The organism is Hamadaea sp. NPDC051192 (assembly GCF_040682475.1).
GTDB classification, from domain to species: Bacteria; Actinomycetota; Actinomycetes; order Mycobacteriales; family Micromonosporaceae; genus Hamadaea; species Hamadaea flava.
In genome coordinates this window covers 21,373-36,539 of sequence record NZ_JBFBAZ010000079.1, presented here as the reverse complement: position 1 = coordinate 36,539, position 15,167 = coordinate 21,373, and the positions used below count along the sequence as shown (strand labels likewise).

14 protein-coding genes are annotated in these 15,167 nt (G+C 69.9%); 7 read left to right on the top strand and 7 right to left on the bottom strand.

Annotation, left to right across the window (positions count from 1 at the left end; all coding sequences use genetic code 11):
* The coding region (locus AB0M47_RS27660; protein ID WP_363419149.1) for a lysophospholipid acyltransferase family protein at window positions 1-797 on the bottom strand (797 nt) is incomplete at its 3' end.
* A complete protein-coding gene (locus tag AB0M47_RS27655) occupies window positions 794-1,546 on the bottom strand; it encodes a GNAT family N-acyltransferase (RefSeq protein WP_363419147.1) in 753 nt (250 codons plus the stop codon). The genes AB0M47_RS27655 and AB0M47_RS27660, both read right to left, overlap by 4 nt.
* Window positions 1,547-1,788: 242 nt before the next feature.
* Here AB0M47_RS27655 and AB0M47_RS27650 point away from each other — a divergent pair, with 242 nt between their 5' ends.
* The 3 genes from AB0M47_RS27650 to AB0M47_RS27640 all read left to right on the top strand — a co-directional run bounded on the left by AB0M47_RS27650 (window position 1,789) and on the right by AB0M47_RS27640 (window position 6,424).
* Window positions 1,789-2,421, top strand: a complete 633-nt coding sequence (locus tag AB0M47_RS27650) for a hypothetical protein (RefSeq protein ID WP_363419145.1) — start codon at window positions 1,789-1,791, stop codon at window positions 2,419-2,421.
* 143 nt (window positions 2,422-2,564) lie between these two features.
* Window positions 2,565-6,242 (top strand): multifunctional oxoglutarate decarboxylase/oxoglutarate dehydrogenase thiamine pyrophosphate-binding subunit/dihydrolipoyllysine-residue succinyltransferase subunit, encoded by a 3,678-nt coding sequence (locus AB0M47_RS27645; RefSeq protein ID WP_363419143.1) that lies wholly within the window; start codon window positions 2,565-2,567, stop codon window positions 6,240-6,242.
* Window positions 6,242-6,424, top strand: coding sequence for a DUF6104 family protein (locus tag AB0M47_RS27640; RefSeq protein ID WP_253760453.1), 183 nt, complete (start codon window positions 6,242-6,244; stop codon window positions 6,422-6,424). Before AB0M47_RS27645 ends, AB0M47_RS27640 begins: the two co-directional genes overlap by 1 nt.
* A gap of 201 nt (window positions 6,425-6,625) precedes the next feature.
* On the opposite strand, the gene AB0M47_RS27635 is transcribed toward AB0M47_RS27640, so the two are convergent.
* A complete protein-coding gene (locus tag AB0M47_RS27635; protein ID WP_253760449.1) occupies window positions 6,626-6,880 on the bottom strand; it encodes a WhiB family transcriptional regulator in 255 nt (84 codons plus the stop codon).
* Between the two features lie 375 nt (window positions 6,881-7,255).
* Window positions 7,256-8,170 (bottom strand): diacylglycerol kinase family protein, encoded by a 915-nt coding sequence (locus tag AB0M47_RS27630; protein WP_253760447.1) that lies wholly within the window; start codon window positions 8,168-8,170, stop codon window positions 7,256-7,258.
* 33 nt (window positions 8,171-8,203) lie between these two features.
* On the opposite strand from AB0M47_RS27630, the gene AB0M47_RS27625 reads away from it, so the two are divergent.
* On the top strand, window positions 8,204-8,626 hold the full coding sequence (locus AB0M47_RS27625) for a hypothetical protein (RefSeq protein ID WP_363419140.1): 423 nt from the start codon (window positions 8,204-8,206) through the stop codon (window positions 8,624-8,626).
* Between the two features lies 1 nt (window position 8,627).
* On the opposite strand, the gene AB0M47_RS27620 is transcribed toward AB0M47_RS27625, so the two are convergent.
* Both AB0M47_RS27620 and sodN read right to left on the bottom strand, forming a co-directional pair.
* Window positions 8,628-9,041, bottom strand: coding sequence for an anti-sigma regulatory factor (locus AB0M47_RS27620; protein ID WP_363419139.1), 414 nt, complete (start codon window positions 9,039-9,041; stop codon window positions 8,628-8,630).
* Window positions 9,042-9,118: 77 nt separating this feature from the next.
* A complete protein-coding gene (sodN, locus tag AB0M47_RS27615) occupies window positions 9,119-9,529 on the bottom strand; it encodes a superoxide dismutase, Ni (protein ID WP_253760438.1) in 411 nt (136 codons plus the stop codon).
* Between the two features lie 66 nt (window positions 9,530-9,595).
* On the opposite strand from sodN, the gene AB0M47_RS27610 reads away from it, so the two are divergent.
* Entirely contained in the window at window positions 9,596-9,961 is a 366-nt protein-coding gene (locus AB0M47_RS27610; protein WP_363419158.1) for a S24/S26 family peptidase, read from the top strand.
* A gap of 70 nt (window positions 9,962-10,031) precedes the next feature.
* Complete coding sequence (locus AB0M47_RS27605; protein ID WP_363419137.1) at window positions 10,032-11,528, top strand: NAD(P)/FAD-dependent oxidoreductase; 1,497 nt, start codon at window positions 10,032-10,034, stop codon at window positions 11,526-11,528.
* Here the strand turns inward: AB0M47_RS27605 and AB0M47_RS27600 are convergent.
* A complete protein-coding gene (locus tag AB0M47_RS27600; RefSeq protein ID WP_363419135.1) occupies window positions 11,507-13,759 on the bottom strand; it encodes a hypothetical protein in 2,253 nt (750 codons plus the stop codon). The two genes, AB0M47_RS27605 and AB0M47_RS27600, sit on opposite strands and share 22 nt — an antisense overlap.
* A 281-nt stretch (window positions 13,760-14,040) precedes the next feature.
* On the opposite strand from AB0M47_RS27600, the gene AB0M47_RS27595 reads away from it, so the two are divergent.
* Window positions 14,041-15,141, top strand: a complete 1,101-nt coding sequence (locus AB0M47_RS27595; protein ID WP_363419156.1) for an NADP-dependent malic enzyme — start codon at window positions 14,041-14,043, stop codon at window positions 15,139-15,141.
* Window positions 15,142-15,167: the final 26 nt, after the last annotated feature.

Sequence of the window (15,167 nt, the reverse complement as noted above, 5' to 3'; positions counted from 1 at the left end):
GTGGGGTGGGGGGTGGGTCGGCGGGGGAGGCGGGTGAGGATCGGGGTGGCGGCGATCGTCGCGGCGGCGGCGCGGGCCAGCGCCCGGCGGTCCGCTCCCGGCTCCGGGAACAGCGGCGCGGCGGCCGACACCGTGAGCGTCAGGCCCTTCGTGCGGGCGAGGCGGCGTACCGAGGCGATCAGGGTGTCGTCGCCGACGAAGGCCGCCGCCGTGCTGCGCTCCCCCGCGACGGCGAAGGTCAAGGTCAGCGGGGTCACCGGCGTACCGGCGTCGATCGCCGCCTGGAAGAACGCCGACCGCATCGGCACCCGGCAGGAACCGCAGGTCGTGGTCGCCTCCGGGAACACCGCGACCGTCGCGCCCTCCCGCAGGCCTTCGGCCGCCTCGGCGACCGTCGCCGGCAGCCGGCGCGGCTGGGCCCGGTCGACGAAGACGGCGCGCTGCCGCCGGGCGAGCCGCCCGATGACCGGCCAGCCGCCGACCTCCTTCTTGGCGACCAGGCGCGTCCCACCGTTCAGCGCCATCAGGACGACGATGTCCACCCAGGACACATGGTTCGCGACCAGCAGACCTGGGCGGTGCTTTCCGCGCACGCGCAGATCGAGACCGAGGACCTTGAGCAGTGCCCGGGCCACTGCCTGGACCACCGCGGGCCGGGCCGGAGCCACCGCCGCGAAGGCCAGTACGCCGGCCGCGCCCACCATTCGACCGGCGTAGCGGAAGAAGCCCACTTGCGGGGTGCCCGAAGGCAGGCAATGGAGCCCGCAGTCGGCCTCAGGACGCCAGAAGCTCATCATTCCCCCAAGCTGAGCTGCTGGTCCTCGGCCGAGCCGAGGAAGTGCTTGAGGTACCGCGGGTCGACGCGGTCCAGGCTGAGCAGGACGTAGAAGTCGGCGACCTCGAAGTCCGGGTCGTACGCGGGCTCACCGCAGACCCAGGCGCCCAGCCGGAGGTAGCCCTTGAGCAGCGGCGGGATGTTCGCACGCCCGACCGGCACCTCGGCGGCCGGAATCGGTACGCGCGGCTCGACCCGCAGCTGCGGCGGGGACAGGTGCTTCTGGACCGCCTCGCGGACGGCCGGGGCGTCGGCGATCGGGACGGAGGCGCAGCCGCCGAGCCAGGTGTACTTGTTGGCGGTGAGGTATCGGGCGATCCCCGCCCACATCAAGTTGATCACCGCGCCGGTGCGGTGCTGGGGGTCGACACACGACCGGCCCGCCTCGACCAGACGGTCGCGCAGGACGATCAGCCGGCTCATGTCGAACTCGGTCTCGCTGTACCGGCGGCCGAGCCAGACCGCGCGCTGCGGCGGGAGCAGCCGGTAGGTGCCGACCACCTCGCCGCTGCGGTCGTGCCGCACGACGAGGTGATCGCAGTACGCGTCGAACTCGTCGACGTCGAGACCGGGCGTCGTGGAGTGGAGGGTCGCACCGCACTCCTCGGCGAACATCCGGTACCGCAACCGCTGCGCGGCCTCGACGGTCGCGGCGTCGGTCGCGATCAGCGCCGAGTATCCGGTCGGCGCAACGGTGAGGATCTGTGTCATGACCTCTGTGTAAGGGCCGGGAACTGCGCAGACGTTTCGATGTGACCCCGGCGGCGTGACATCCGGATGAACGCTGAACGCGCCCTGTACGCGGCGGCACCGCCCGCGTTCGCCGGCCCCGTTCTGCGGCGGATCACGGATGTGGGTCGAATCTTGGCCCATGATTCGACTTGGATCCGTGATCCAGCGCTAACCCACGCGGCAACCCACGCGCCAACCCACGGGTGTGGCAGGCTCAGGCGGTGATCGTCGCTGCTCGCTTCAACGGCCCGCCCACCTCCGGCAACGGCGGATACACCGCCGGAATGCTTGCCACCAGGCTGGGGATCAGCGGACCGGTGACGGTGACGCTGCGGCAGCCGCCGCCGCTGGACACGCCGCTCGAAGTCACCCCGGACGGATCGCTGCTGGACGGCGACCGTCTGATCGCCACGGCGACACCGGGCACACCACCGTCCGCCCCCGCGTGGGGCGATCCCGCCGAAGCCGGGGCGTACGCGGGATTCGAGGATCATCCGTTCCCCGGCTGCTATGTCTGTGGACCGGAGAACGCGGACGGGTTGCGGATCTTCCCCGGCCGCCTGCCCGATGGGCGTACGGCTGCTCGGTGGTCCGTTCCGGACGCCGTCGAGGTTCCGACAGTCTGGGCCGCCCTCGACTGCCCCGGCGGCTGGGCGATCATCGCGCCGGGCCGCCCGTACGTGCTCGGCCGGATCACCGTCGCGATCGATGCGCTGCCGGAACCGGGTGACGACTGTGTGATCGTCGGCGAATGCACTGGCACGGACGGCCGGAAGGGATTCGTGCGTACCGGACTGTTCGCGCCGGACCGGACCCTGCTCGCGTCGGCTGAGGCGACCTGGCTCACTGTGTGAACCGCGGCTGAGGCGACCTGGCTCACCGTGTGAACCGCGACACCCGTTGACCTCCGGGTGAACGTCCGCTAGGGCAGCGCGTAGCCTTGTAAGCCGACTTCTGATTTCCCTACCAACCCGCGTGGAAGAGGGCGAGAGCGACCGTGTCGACGCAACACAGCTCGCAGGAAAACCCACTGGCAGACTTCGGTCCCAACGAGTGGATCGTCGAGGACATGTACCAGCGGTATTTGACCGATCCGGCGAGCGTGGATCCCGCTTGGCACGACTTCTTCGCCGACTACAAGCCAGGTGCGCCCGCCGCCACCTCGTCTGTGGAGAAGAAGGCCGCGCCTGCTCCGGCGGCACCTCCGGTCGCGGCGCCAGCCGCGGCCAAGCCGGCTCCGGCAGCGCCGAAGGCGGCCAGCCCCGCTCCGGCGGCGAAGCCGGCCGCCCCCGCGCCGGTCGCGGCTCCCGGCGTAGCGGAGAAGAAGGAAGCCACGGTGGTCCCGCTGCGGGGCGTGGCCGCGAAGATCGTCCAGAACATGGACCAGTCGCTGACCGTGCCGACTGCGACCAGCGTGCGCGCCGTCCCGGCCAAGCTCCTCGCGGACAACCGGATCGTCATCAACAACGCGCTCGCCCGCGGCCGTGGTGGCAAGGTCTCCTTCACGCATCTCATCGGGTACGCGCTGATCAAGGCGCTGGCCAAGCACTCCGAGATGAACAACTCGTACGCCGAGACGAACGGCAAGCCGACGATGGTCGTGCCGCCGCAGGTGAACCTGGGCATCGCGATCGACCTGCAGAAGCCGGACGGCTCGCGGAACCTGGTCGTGCCCAGCATCAAGGGTTGTGAGCGGCTGGACTTCCGGCAGTTCTGGCAGGCCTACGAGGACATCGTCCGCCGGGCCCGCCGCAACGAGCTGACCATGGAGGACTACGCCGGCACCACGATCTCGCTGACCAACCCGGGCGGCATCGGCACCGTCCACTCGCAGCCCCGGCTGATGGCCGGGCAGGGCACCATCATCGGCGTCGGCGCGATGGAGTACCCGGCCCCGTTCTCGGGGATGAGCGACGCTCAGCTGGCCGACCTGGCCGTCAGCAAGATCATCACCTTGACCAGCACCTATGACCACCGGATCATCCAGGGCGCGCAGTCCGGCGAGTTCCTCAAGGTCATGCACGAGCTGCTGATCGGCGACGACTTCTACAACGAGATCTTCACCTCGCTGCGCATCCCGTACGAGCCGGTCCGCTGGGTCCGGGACATCGCGCACACCTCCGAGGGCCAGATCGACAAGGCCGCCCGGGTCATCGAACTGATCCGCGAGTACCGCGTACGCGGCCACCTGATGGCCGACACCAACCCGCTGGAGTACGAGATCCGCCGCCACCCGGACCTCGACATCCGCGAGCACGGCCTGACCCTGTGGGACCTGGACCGGACGTTCGCCGTCGGCGGCTTCGCCGGCAAGGACAAGATGAAGCTGCGCGACGTCCTGGGTGTGCTGCGGGACTCCTACTGCCGGCGCACCGGCGTGGAGTACATGCACATCCAGAGCCCGGAGGAGCGCAACTGGATCGCCGCCCGGGTCGAGCGCAAGTACGCCAAGCCGAGCAAGGAAGAGCAGGCGCACGTCCTCAACCGGCTGAACGCCGCCGAGGCCTTCGAGACCTTCCTGGCCACCAAGTACGTCGGCCAGAAGCGGTTCTCGCTGGAGGGCGGCGAATCGCTGATCCCGCTGCTCGACGAGATCCTGCAGGCGTCCTCCGAGGGCGGTCTGGACGAGGTCGTCATCGGCATGGCCCACCGCGGCCGGTTGAACGTGCTCGCCAACATCGTCGGCAAGCCGTACGAGAAGATCTTCAACGAGTTCGAGGGCTTCATCGACCCGAAGACCACGCAGGGCTCCGGCGACGTGAAGTACCACCTGGGCATGACCGGGAAGTTCACCTCGCCCGACGGCCAGCACGGGATCACCGTCTCGGTGACGGCCAACCCGTCGCACCTGGAGACGGTCGACCCGGTGCTCGAAGGCATCGTCCGGGCCAAGCAGGACCGCCTCGACCTGGGCAACGAGGGCTTCACCGTGCTGCCGGTCCTGGTGCACGGCGACGCCGCGTTCGCCGGTCAGGGCGTGGTGGCCGAGACGCTGAACCTGTCGCAGCTGCGGGGCTACCGCACCGGCGGGACCGTCCACATCGTCGTCAACAACCAGGTCGGCTTCACCACCGCCCCGGAGTACAGCCGGTCCTCGCTCTACAGCACCGACGTCGCCCGGATGATCCAGGCGCCGATCTTCCACGTGAACGGCGACGACCCCGAGGCCGTCGTCCGGGTGGCCAAGCTCGCCTTCGAGTACCGCGAGGCGTTCCGCAAGGACGTCGTCATCGACCTCGTCTGCTACCGCCGTCGCGGGCACAACGAGGGCGACGACCCATCGATGACCAACCCGCTGATGTACCAGATCATCGACGCGAAGCGGTCGGTCCGGAAGCTGTACACCGAGGAGCTGATCGGCCGGGGCGACATCACCGTCGACGAGGCCGAGGAAGCTCTGCGGGACTACCAGAACCAGCTGGAGACGGTCTTCAAGGCCACCCGCGACGCGCAGACCACCTCGGCCGCCCGGCCCAGCCGCTCGCGCGAGGTGCAGCCGGAGCCGCTGGTGGCGACCGCCGTCAGCGCCGAGCTCGTCGCGGCCATCGGCGAGGCGCACACCACCCTCCCGGAGGGACTGGTGCCGCACAAGCGGGTGCAGCAGTTGCTGGAGCGGCGGGCGAAGATGTCGGTCGCCGGCGACATCGACTGGGCGTTCGCCGAGATCCTGGCCTTCGGCTCGCTGCTGAACCAGGGCGTCACGGTACGCCTGGCCGGGCAGGACTCCCGCCGGGGCACCTTCGTGCAGCGCCACGCCGCGGTGGTGGACTCGCACGGCGGCGAGGACTACCTGCCGATCACCCGGGTCGCGCAGGACAACGCGAAGCTCTACGTCCACGACTCCCTCCTCTCGGAGTACGCGGCCATGGGCTTCGAGTACGGCTACTCGGTGGAGAACCCGGACGCGCTGGTCATGTGGGAGGCGCAGTTCGGCGACTTCGTCAACGGCGCCCAGTCGGTGATCGACGAGTTCGTCTCCTCGGGCGAGGCCAAGTGGGGCCAGAAGTCCTCGGTCGCGCTGCTGCTGCCGCACGGCCACGAGGGCCAGGGGCCGGACCACACCTCGGGCCGTCCCGAGCGGTTCCTTCAGCAGTGCGCCGAGGACAACATGCGGGTGGTCATCGCCTCGACTCCGGCGAACTACTTCCACGCGTTGCGCCGCCAGGCGCTGTCCCCCAAGCGCAAGCCGCTGATCGCCTTCACGCCGAAGTCGCTGCTGCGCAACAAGCTCTGCATCTCGCAGGTCGCCGACTTCACCACCGGCACCTTCCAGCCGGTCATCGGCGAGACGGGCGACCTCCGGCCGGAGGCGGTACGCCGGGTGCTGTTCTGCTCGGGCAAGGTCTACTACGACCTGGTCCAGGCGCGTGCCGAGCGCGGCGTCACCGACACCGCGATCGTCCGGCTGGAGCAGCTCTACCCGCTGCCCGTCGAGGAGGTCAAGGCGGAGCTGGCCAAGTACCCGAACGCCGTCGACTTCGCCTGGGTCCAGGAGGAGCCGGCCAACCAGGGCGCCTGGTCGTTCGTCGCGCTGAACCTGCTGGAGCACCTCGACGGGGTGAGCCTGCGGCGGATCTCGCGTCCGGCGGCGGCCGCTCCGGCCGTGGGCTCCACGAAGATGCACGACGTCGAGCAGGCCGCGCTGCTGGAAGCGGCGCTGCCGAAGGCGGCCTGATGTACTTCACCGACCGCGGCATCGAAGAACTGGTCGAACGGCGAGGCGACGAGCAGGTGAGCGTCGAGTGGCTCGCCGAGCGGCTGCGGGACTTCGTCGACGCCAACCCGGAGTTCGAGACCGCCGTCGAGCGGCTGGCGACCTACCTGGCGCGGTACGACGAGGACGACGACTCGCTCTGAGCGATCCTGATACGGAAGGGCCCGGCATTCCGCCGGGCCCTTTCGCGTAAGTCGTGCAGATCACGGTTGTGCATGCGTCAGCCGGCCGGGTCGGCTTGCGTACCGTGATCCGCAGGGAGTGCACGCCGGCCTGGAAACAGGCGAACGCCCCGGGAGAGTTCCCGGGGCGTCGTCAGTTCGCGGTTTCGGCGGGTGCTCCGCTCAGAGGGCGCTGGCGCGTACGCGCAGCCCACCGCGGCGCTTCAGAGCGCGCCGCTCCTCTTCGCTCATCCCGCCCCAGACGCCGGCGTCCTGGCCCGAGTCCATTGCCCAAGAGAGGCACTGGTCGGTCACGGGACACCGCCGGCAGACCGCCTTCGCCTGCTCGACTTGAAGCACTGCCGGGCCAGACGTCCCAATGGGGAAGAACAGCTCGGGGTCCTCGTCGCGGCAGATCGCACGGTGGCGCCAGTCCATGGCGGCAACACTCCTTGTTCCTGAAGTGGGTGTGTGTATCCCTGTTTGCGTCCCGCAGACACGGGGTGGTTAAACATGACAGCCAGTGACGGTCAGTTACCGAATCCGTGAGCGGTGAGCAGGCAGCGAGCGCTTGACTCGTACGCTTGTGAATACTTTCACGAACTCCCGCCATGTCAAGGGGGGTGATGCGAAAAAAACCGGTCGGGTGAGCAAGCTCACGACCCATTTGTCCGGATCACCGGGAGTTACCCTGACCCCCCGCGCACGACAGTCATCTGTAAATGTAGTACTCTCCGCGCCGCATTACTAGTATTTCCGACTCGTGTCACATGTGTGGACTGACACGAATGTTCATTTGGGCCGTTGTGTCCGTCAGCAGATCACGCGAAGTGCTTCCGGCACCGCGGCGAACCGAACTTGCTCACGTTCCCCGAGGTAGTCCCCGTCAAGTTGAAACGCCTGTGGCGTACTGGAAGTGACGGTGAACGCGGCAAGGTCGTGATGACGGAGGACCTGACGGCCGCGCGGCTCGCCGTCGGTGGCGAGGATCTGTGCCACGGTACGCATGGTCGAAGGAACGTGCAGCACTCGCAGCGCCATGACGTCCAAGCCCAGATCGAACGAGGCGTCGGGACTGGGATGCACCGGCCGGTCCCCCAGGAACGTCCAGGGCGCGGTGTTCTGCACGATGATCGAGGCGAGCCGCTCCTCGTCCGGATCGTCCGGCAGCTCCAAGGTCAGCTCGGCCGGATGCCGTTCGAAGAAGTACTCCCCGAGCGTCGATCGCAGGTACAGCCCCGGCGTCGAACGGCGGCCCTTGCGCCGCGCACGTTCCACCCGTCGGGTGACGGCCGCATCGAGCCCCAGACCGGCGCAGAAGGTGAAGTACCGATCATCGGCCAGCCCGAGCCCGATCGTCCGGCTGCGGCCCTCTCGGAGCGCTTGCAGCAGTACGCCAGTCGCCTCGGACCACTCCTTCGGCAGCCCCAGCGCGCGTACGAAGACGTTGGTGGACCCGCCGGGCACCACCGCGAGCGCCGGCCGGGTCTCGGCGGGCCCGGCCATCAGGCCGTTGACCACCTCGTTCACGGTGCCGTCGCCGCCGAGCGCCACGACCAGCTCCAGGCCGTCCTCCGCGGCCTGCCGCGCCAGGTGCCCGGCGTGCCCTCGCCGCCGGGTGTAGCCCAGCTCCAGGTCCAGCTCGCTGCGCAGCGCACCGGCCAGCACGTCGCGGCTGCGCGCGCTGGTGGTCGTCGCCTTCGGGTTCACGATGAGGAGGGCCCGCATGGGGCGCAATCTACCGGGCCTACGCTTGAGGCCATGACCACACCGGCCGTCACAGACATGGGTACGCCCACCGCGACGCCGCCGACCGTGCGGGGCGCGGTCGTGCTGCTGTCGGCACAGGCGGTCGCCGCCGCCGCGATCACGCTCTTCCTGGTCTACGAGGACCTCACCGTCGGCGGCGCGAGCCAGCGCCTGGCGTGGGCCGTCACCGGCACCGCCGTCGTGATCGGGGCGCTGCTGGTGCTGCTGGCCAGGTCGGTCGCCCGGTACCGCCGCTGGGCCCGGGACATCGCCGTGGCGCTGAACCTGACCTTCCTCGCCCCGGCGTACTACATGATCGTCGGCGAGCTGGCCTGGCTCGGGGTGATCGTCGGGCTGATCTGCCTGGCGACGATCGCGATGCTGGTGGCGCCGCCGACCAACCGGGCCGTCGGCGAAGCCGGCTTCTCCCTCTGACTCAGCCGCGCGGGCGCTGGCTGACCATCCGGATGACGGCCTCGTTCGCCGTCAGCTCGGCGGACGCCTGGGAGGTCAGCGAGGTCAGCACGTGCCAGGGCCAGCTCGTCGGACTCGGGAGCCGTGCGCCGTCCTTGACCGGCGCGGCGATCGAGATGGTCAGCTCCTCCGGCCCGATCTCGAACCGGCAGCGCAGTTCGGCGTCGGGCGGGGTGATGACCAGCAGCATCGCGCACGCCTCGTCGACCGCGATCCGCAGGTCTTCGATGCGCTCCAGGGTGTAGTGCAGGCGTGCGGCGAGACCGGCCGTAGCCGTGCGCAACACGCTCAGGTAGCCGCCGTCGGCGGGCACCACAAGGGTGACGATGTCGTCGTCTTCGACGTTCGCCTCGCCGAATGAGTCGCTCGATGCCAAGGAGCCTCCCCCCGGGGAGGGACTTTAGCCGAAAGCGGGTGGCCGTGTATCCCACGGCCACCCGCTTCCGCTGTCGATCAGGCCTGCTTGGTCTCCCAGAAGATCTTCGAGATCTCCTCGATCTTCGCCAGGAGCTGCTCGGCGGTGGCCGGGTCGGCCGAGCCCTTCGCGCCGCTCGCCCCGGCCAGCTTGGTGGCCTCGTTGAAGAGCTGGTGCAGCTGCGGGTACTTCTCGAAGTGCGGAGCCTTGAAGTAGTCGGTCCACAGCACCCACAGGTGGTGCTTCACCAGTTCGGCGCGCTGCTCCTTGATGATCAGCGCCCGGGTCCGGAACTCCGGATCGGTGTTGGCCTGGTACTTCTCGCAGATCGCCTTGACGGACTCCGCCTCGATGCGGGCCTGGGCCGGGTCGTACACGCCGCACGGCAGGTCGCAGTGCGCACTGGCGACGGTGGCCGGCGTGAGGAAACGCGGCATGCGGAAACGCATGAGATCCTCCAGATAGGTCTGTGCAGCTTGCGTAGCAATCCTTAGCAATCCTGACCCTACTCTCGGATTCAAACACGACGGAAGGCGGTGGGTGGCGTGTTCGGCTGGTGGCCGGTACGGGTATTCGGCCCCTCGATGGCCCCCACGCTTCGGTCCGGCGACGCCGTTCTGGCCCGGCGCGGCGGGCGCGGCGTACGCCCCGGCGACGTGGTGATCGCCCGCTTCCCGGCGCGCCCCGACATCGGCCTCGTCGTCAAACGGGCCGTACGCCGCCAGGGCGACGGCTGGTGGATCCAGGGCGACAACGACTTCGTGGCCGACGACTCGCGCGCGTACGGGATCGCCCTGGTCGAGGCCAGGGTGTTCGCCCGGTATTGGCCCCGCCCGGGATGGGTCCGGGGCCGCCCATCGAGAGACGAAATGCCCGAATGAACTAGCATGTCCATGTTCTAGGCAGAATGTCGGTCTGTCCCCTCCGGATCGCCCGACCCGAATGCAGGCCATGGACGATTCCTCCATCGTGGTGATCGGCGGCGGTCCCGCCGGCCTCACCGCGGCATACCAATTGACCAAGTCCGATCGCGCGGTCACCGTCTTCGAGGCGGACGACGTGGTCGGCGGCATCAGCCGCACCGCGGAACGCGACGGGTGGCGCTTCGACATCGGCGGGCACCGGTTCTTCACCAAGGTCTCGGCGGTCGAGAAGCTGTGGCACGAGATCCTGCCGGACGGCGACTTCCTGCTGCGCCCGCGGATGAGCCGGATCTACTACAACGGTGCGCTGTTCGACTACCCGCTCAAGGCGATGAACGCGCTCCGTGGGCTGGGCCTCGCCGAGGCCGTCCGCTGTGTCGGCTCGTACGCCTGGGCGCAGGTCCGGCCGCCGAAGGACCAGTCGCACTTCGAGGGCTGGGTGTCGGCGCGCTTCGGCTGGCGGCTCTACTCGATCTTCTTCAAGACCTACACCGAGAAGGTGTGGGGCATGCCCGCCACCGAGTTGCAGGCGGACTGGGCGGCCCAGCGCATCAAGAACCTGTCACTGGCCGGCGCGGTGCTGAACGCGGTGCTGCCCAAGCGCAATCAGACGGACATCACGAGCCTCATCGAGGAGTTCCAGTACCCGAAGCTCGGTCCCGGGATGATGTGGGAGCGGTGTGCCGAGCTGGTGGCGAAGCAGGGCGGAAGGGTCGCGCTGTCGACGGCGGTCACCGCGCTGCATCGGGACGACTCCGGGGTGACCGCGGTGTCCGTTCGCGACTGCGACGGCGAGCGACGCGTACCGGCGACCGACGTGATCTCCTCGATGCCGTTGTCCGCACTCGTCCGCGCCATGGAGCCGGCCGCGCCCGCCGAGGTTCAGGCGGCCGCCGACGACCTGCGCTACCGAGACTTCCTCACGGTCGCACTGGTGGTGCCGGAGGAGTACAGCTTCCCGGACAACTGGATCTACATCCACACGCCGGGCGTCCGGGTCGGCCGCATCCAGAACTTCGGGTCCTGGTCGCCGTACCTCGTGCAGGACGGGCGTACCTGCCTGGGCCTGGAGTACTTCGTCACCGTCGGCGACGACCTGTGGGACGCCGCCGACGAGGACCTCGTCGTCCTGGCCACCGCCGAACTGGAACGCCTCGGCCTGGTCCGGCCGGGCGCGGTCGAACAGGGCTACGTCGTGCGCATGCCCAAGGCGTACCCGGTCTACGACGAGCGCTATCAGCGCAATGTGGAGACGATCCGGGACTGGCTGGCCGGGGCCGTGCCGAACGTGCATCCGGTGGGCCGCAACGGAATGCACCGGTACAACAACCAGGATCACTCGATGATGACCGCCATGCTCAGCGCCGAGAACATCCTCACCGGCGCCGGCCACGACATCTGGGCGGTCAACGTCGAGGACGAGTACCACGAGCAGAAGGCCGGCGACCACGGCACCGGCCGGGCCGCGCCCGTGCTGCCCAGCCAGGACCGCGAGGCGCAGCCTCAGGACGCCGGGATCTCGTAGACCCGGCACGAGCCGGCCGCGTACCGCAGGATCGCCACGCGGTCCAGTCCGTCGGCCGGCTCGTTCTGCGTCAGATCCACGAAAAGCCACTTCACCTTGTACGCGTCCCGCAGCCTGCCGACGTTGGCGGCGGTGGGCTGTGCGAACGCGGCGTCGTTGGCGGCCAGCAGCGCCTGGTCGTGGAACGGCATCTGCACGGGCTTCAACTGGAACGGGATCCACGCCGCGTGCGCCCATGCGGTGTAGCCCCAGCTCTCCACCAGGACCCGGCGTTCGGCGTACGCCGAGATCCAGAAGTGGCGGCTGTCGCAGCCCGTCTTCACCGGCGGCCAGCAGTGGGCGTTGGTCGCGACGAGATCGTCCGGGGTGGAGTGATCCCGCAGCCAACGGCCGGCTTCCAAGGCTCCGGCCGGGATGAACTGAGTGGGGTGCGGGGTGGGCGGCAGTCGCCAGACGTGCACGCTGGACTGGACGGCGAACCCGAGCATCGCCAAGGCGAGCAGGCTCGTCAGGAGCCGCCGCCCGCCACCCGTACGCCACGCCAGCCCGGCGGCCACCGCCAACGCCGTCAGGACCGCCAGGGCGTACGGAAGGGTCAGGGCGAGCAGACGACCATCCGCCAGCCGATGCGCCGGACCGAGCTTGACCGTCAGGTACGCCACCAGCGCTCCCCCGGCGACGGCGGCGGCGTACCGCCACCACGCCGCTTCGCGGCTCCGGACGACGGCCGCCAGTCCGGCTACGACCAGCAGGCAGACGTACGGCCAGGCGGAGTACACGAAGTAGTTCTCACTGGCGGCCGGGTGCGCCAGCGCCAGGACGAGCAGGAGCGCCGCCACCCCGACGCCCAGGAGCACGCCGTGCACGGGATCGGCCAGCCCGGCGCGGCCCAGCCGCAGGATCAGGCCGCCGAGGCACAGCCACCCGACGAGGATGAGCGTTCCCAGCACCGCGTACGCCCACAGCGGACGGTCGCCGGTCAGCCCGGCGGCGTTCATGCGGTTGATCACCGACGGCGCCGGGAACATCGTCCGGAGGCCGAAGCTCTCCCCCTCGTACACCAGTTGCCGCGTGACGAGGAACAGGACGCCCGTCATCGCGCCGAGCCCGAGCAGCGTCCGATCGATCCGCCGGGCGAGCACGACGCCGAGGACGGTCGCGAGACCCACCCCGGCCAGCAGCAACGCCCCGAAGGTGCCTTTGGCTCCCATGACGACCGCGCAGAGCACCGTGAAGACCGCCCATTCGCCCCAGCGGCGGCCGTCCCGGGTCCGGTTCAGCAGGGAGTGGACGGTGAGCAGGAGCGCGGCGAAGAGCACCGCCCCGAACGTCTGGGTCGGACAGATCCAGAGCAGCGACAATCCCGAGGTGCCCGGCGAGAGGCCGCCGGCCCAACCGGTCAACGCCGGTCCGACCAGCGTCCAGGTGGCCGCCACGGTCAGCGCGCCGGCCCACCACGCGCCGATGATCCGCCGCGCCAGCAACGCCAGCAGGACGCCCAGCGCGAGGATCATCGGCAGGATCGAGAGCCGGAACAACAGCGTCATCGGCTCGATCCCGGTGACCCAGCTGGTGGCGGCGATCTCCGGATGCAGGAACCAGTGGTGTGTCAGCGGCTGCCCGGCCTCGAACGGGAACTGGGCCGGGAGGTGGTGCTTCAGCTCGCCGATCAGCGACAGGTAGTACGGCAGGTCGACATAGGGCGAGGCGGACGCCGGATAGGACAGGCCGTGGCTCGCGTAGAACGGGACCGCCGACCAGATCGCCGGATAGCAGGCCAGCCCGGTCAGCATCCAGGAGAACCAGATCGGCAGCCGGTCGGCCGGGCGCATCCGCCAGACCCGGCGCAGCCCCGGGACCAGCCCGAACAGCAGATACGTCGCGATCGGCCAGGCCAGCACCGCCAGCGGTACGCCCGCCGCCCGCGCCGGAAGGTAGGTCAGCACTTCGAGGGCGTACCCGAGGGTGGTGCCCGCGGCGAGGTCTTCGGCGAGCGTGCTGGAGCCGCGGCGGGCCGCCCGCCACCAGAGCGCGCCCGGCAGGGTGATCCCCAACGCCAGGTACGCCACGAAGGCGAGCAGGTCGCGGACGGAGACGCCGTGGGACACCACGAACGCCGACAGTCCGGCGAGCGCGAGCGGAGCCGGGGCCCACGCGGCCAGCCAGGCGCCGGGCGTACGCCGCGGCGGCAGCGGAGTCGGGGTCGTGGTCTGCTCCAGGACAGCCGTCATGCCGCGTTAACGACAAGATCTCCACCCTGGTCGCGGCGAACCCGGCCGACCGGTGCGGTACGCTGACGGGCACCACTCGGGCCTGTCCGGCACCTCGGAACTGCCCAGTTCGCGACGCGTGCGGGTCATCCCCGATCGCCACTTCCTCGGGTAACCTCCCGTTCGTAGCCCGCCGAGCCGGGTCAACACACCTGTTGACGACCGCACGGCACGCCAGTGAAGTTCTCTCTGGGAGCCCAATCGTGGAAGACGCCGTCTTCGCCCGGCACCGCGGCGGCAAAATGGCCGTGGCCAGCACCGTCCCCCTGACGAGCCGGGAGGACCTCTCCCTGGCGTACACGCCGGGGGTAGCCCAGGTGTGCGAGGCGATCGCCGCCGACCCGGCCCTGACCCGGGAGCTGACCTGGGTCGGTCACACCGTCGCGGTGGTGACCGACGGGTCGGCCGTGCTCGGCCTCGGCAACATCGGCCCCCGGGCCGCGATGCCCGTCATGGAGGGCAAGGCCGTCCTGTTCAAGCAGTTCGGCGGGGTCGACGCGGTACCGGTGTGTCTCGACACCCAGGACACCGAGCAGATCATCGCGGTCGTCAAGGCGCTCGCGCCCTCGTTCGGCGGGATCAACCTGGAGGACATCGCCGCCCCGCGCTGCTTCGAGATCGAGCGCCGGCTGGACGCCGAGCTGCCGATCCCGGTGTTCCACGACGACCAGCACGGCACCGCCATCGTGGTGCTGGCGGCGCTGCGCAACGCGGCCCGCCTGCTCGGCCGGGATCTCGGCGACCTTCGCGTCGTCGTCTCCGGCGCGGGCGCGGCCGGCATCGCGGTCACGAAGATGCTGATCGCGGGCGGCGTCGACGCCGGCCGGGTGATCGTCTGCGACTCCAAGGGCACCCTGTACGCCGAACGCCCCGACTTCGCGCCCGGCTCGGAGAAGGCCGGGCTGGCCGCGATCACGAACGCGGGCCGCGTCGCGAACGGCATCGAGGCCGCCCTGGTCGGAGCCGACGTGCTGATCGGGGTCTCCGGCGGGCAGATCGCCGAGTCGGCCGTCGCCGCGATGGCTCCGAACTCGATGATCTTCGCCCTGGCCAACCCGACTCCGGAGGTGCCGCCCGCCATCGCGGGCAAGTACGCCGCCGTCGTCGCCACCGGCCGTAGCGACTTCCCGAACCAGATCAACAACGTGCTGGCGTTCCCGGGGATCTTCCGGGGCGCGCTGGACGCCGGAGCGCAGCGGATCACCGAGGCCATGAAGCTGGCCGCGGCCGACGCCATCGCCGGGATCGTCGCCGAGGACCTGCGCGCGGACCAGATCGTGCCGAGCGCGCTGGACCCCCGGGTCGCTCCGGCGGTCGCCGCCGCCGTCATCGCCGCCGCCTAGTCACCGGACCTCCCATGTAGATCAGG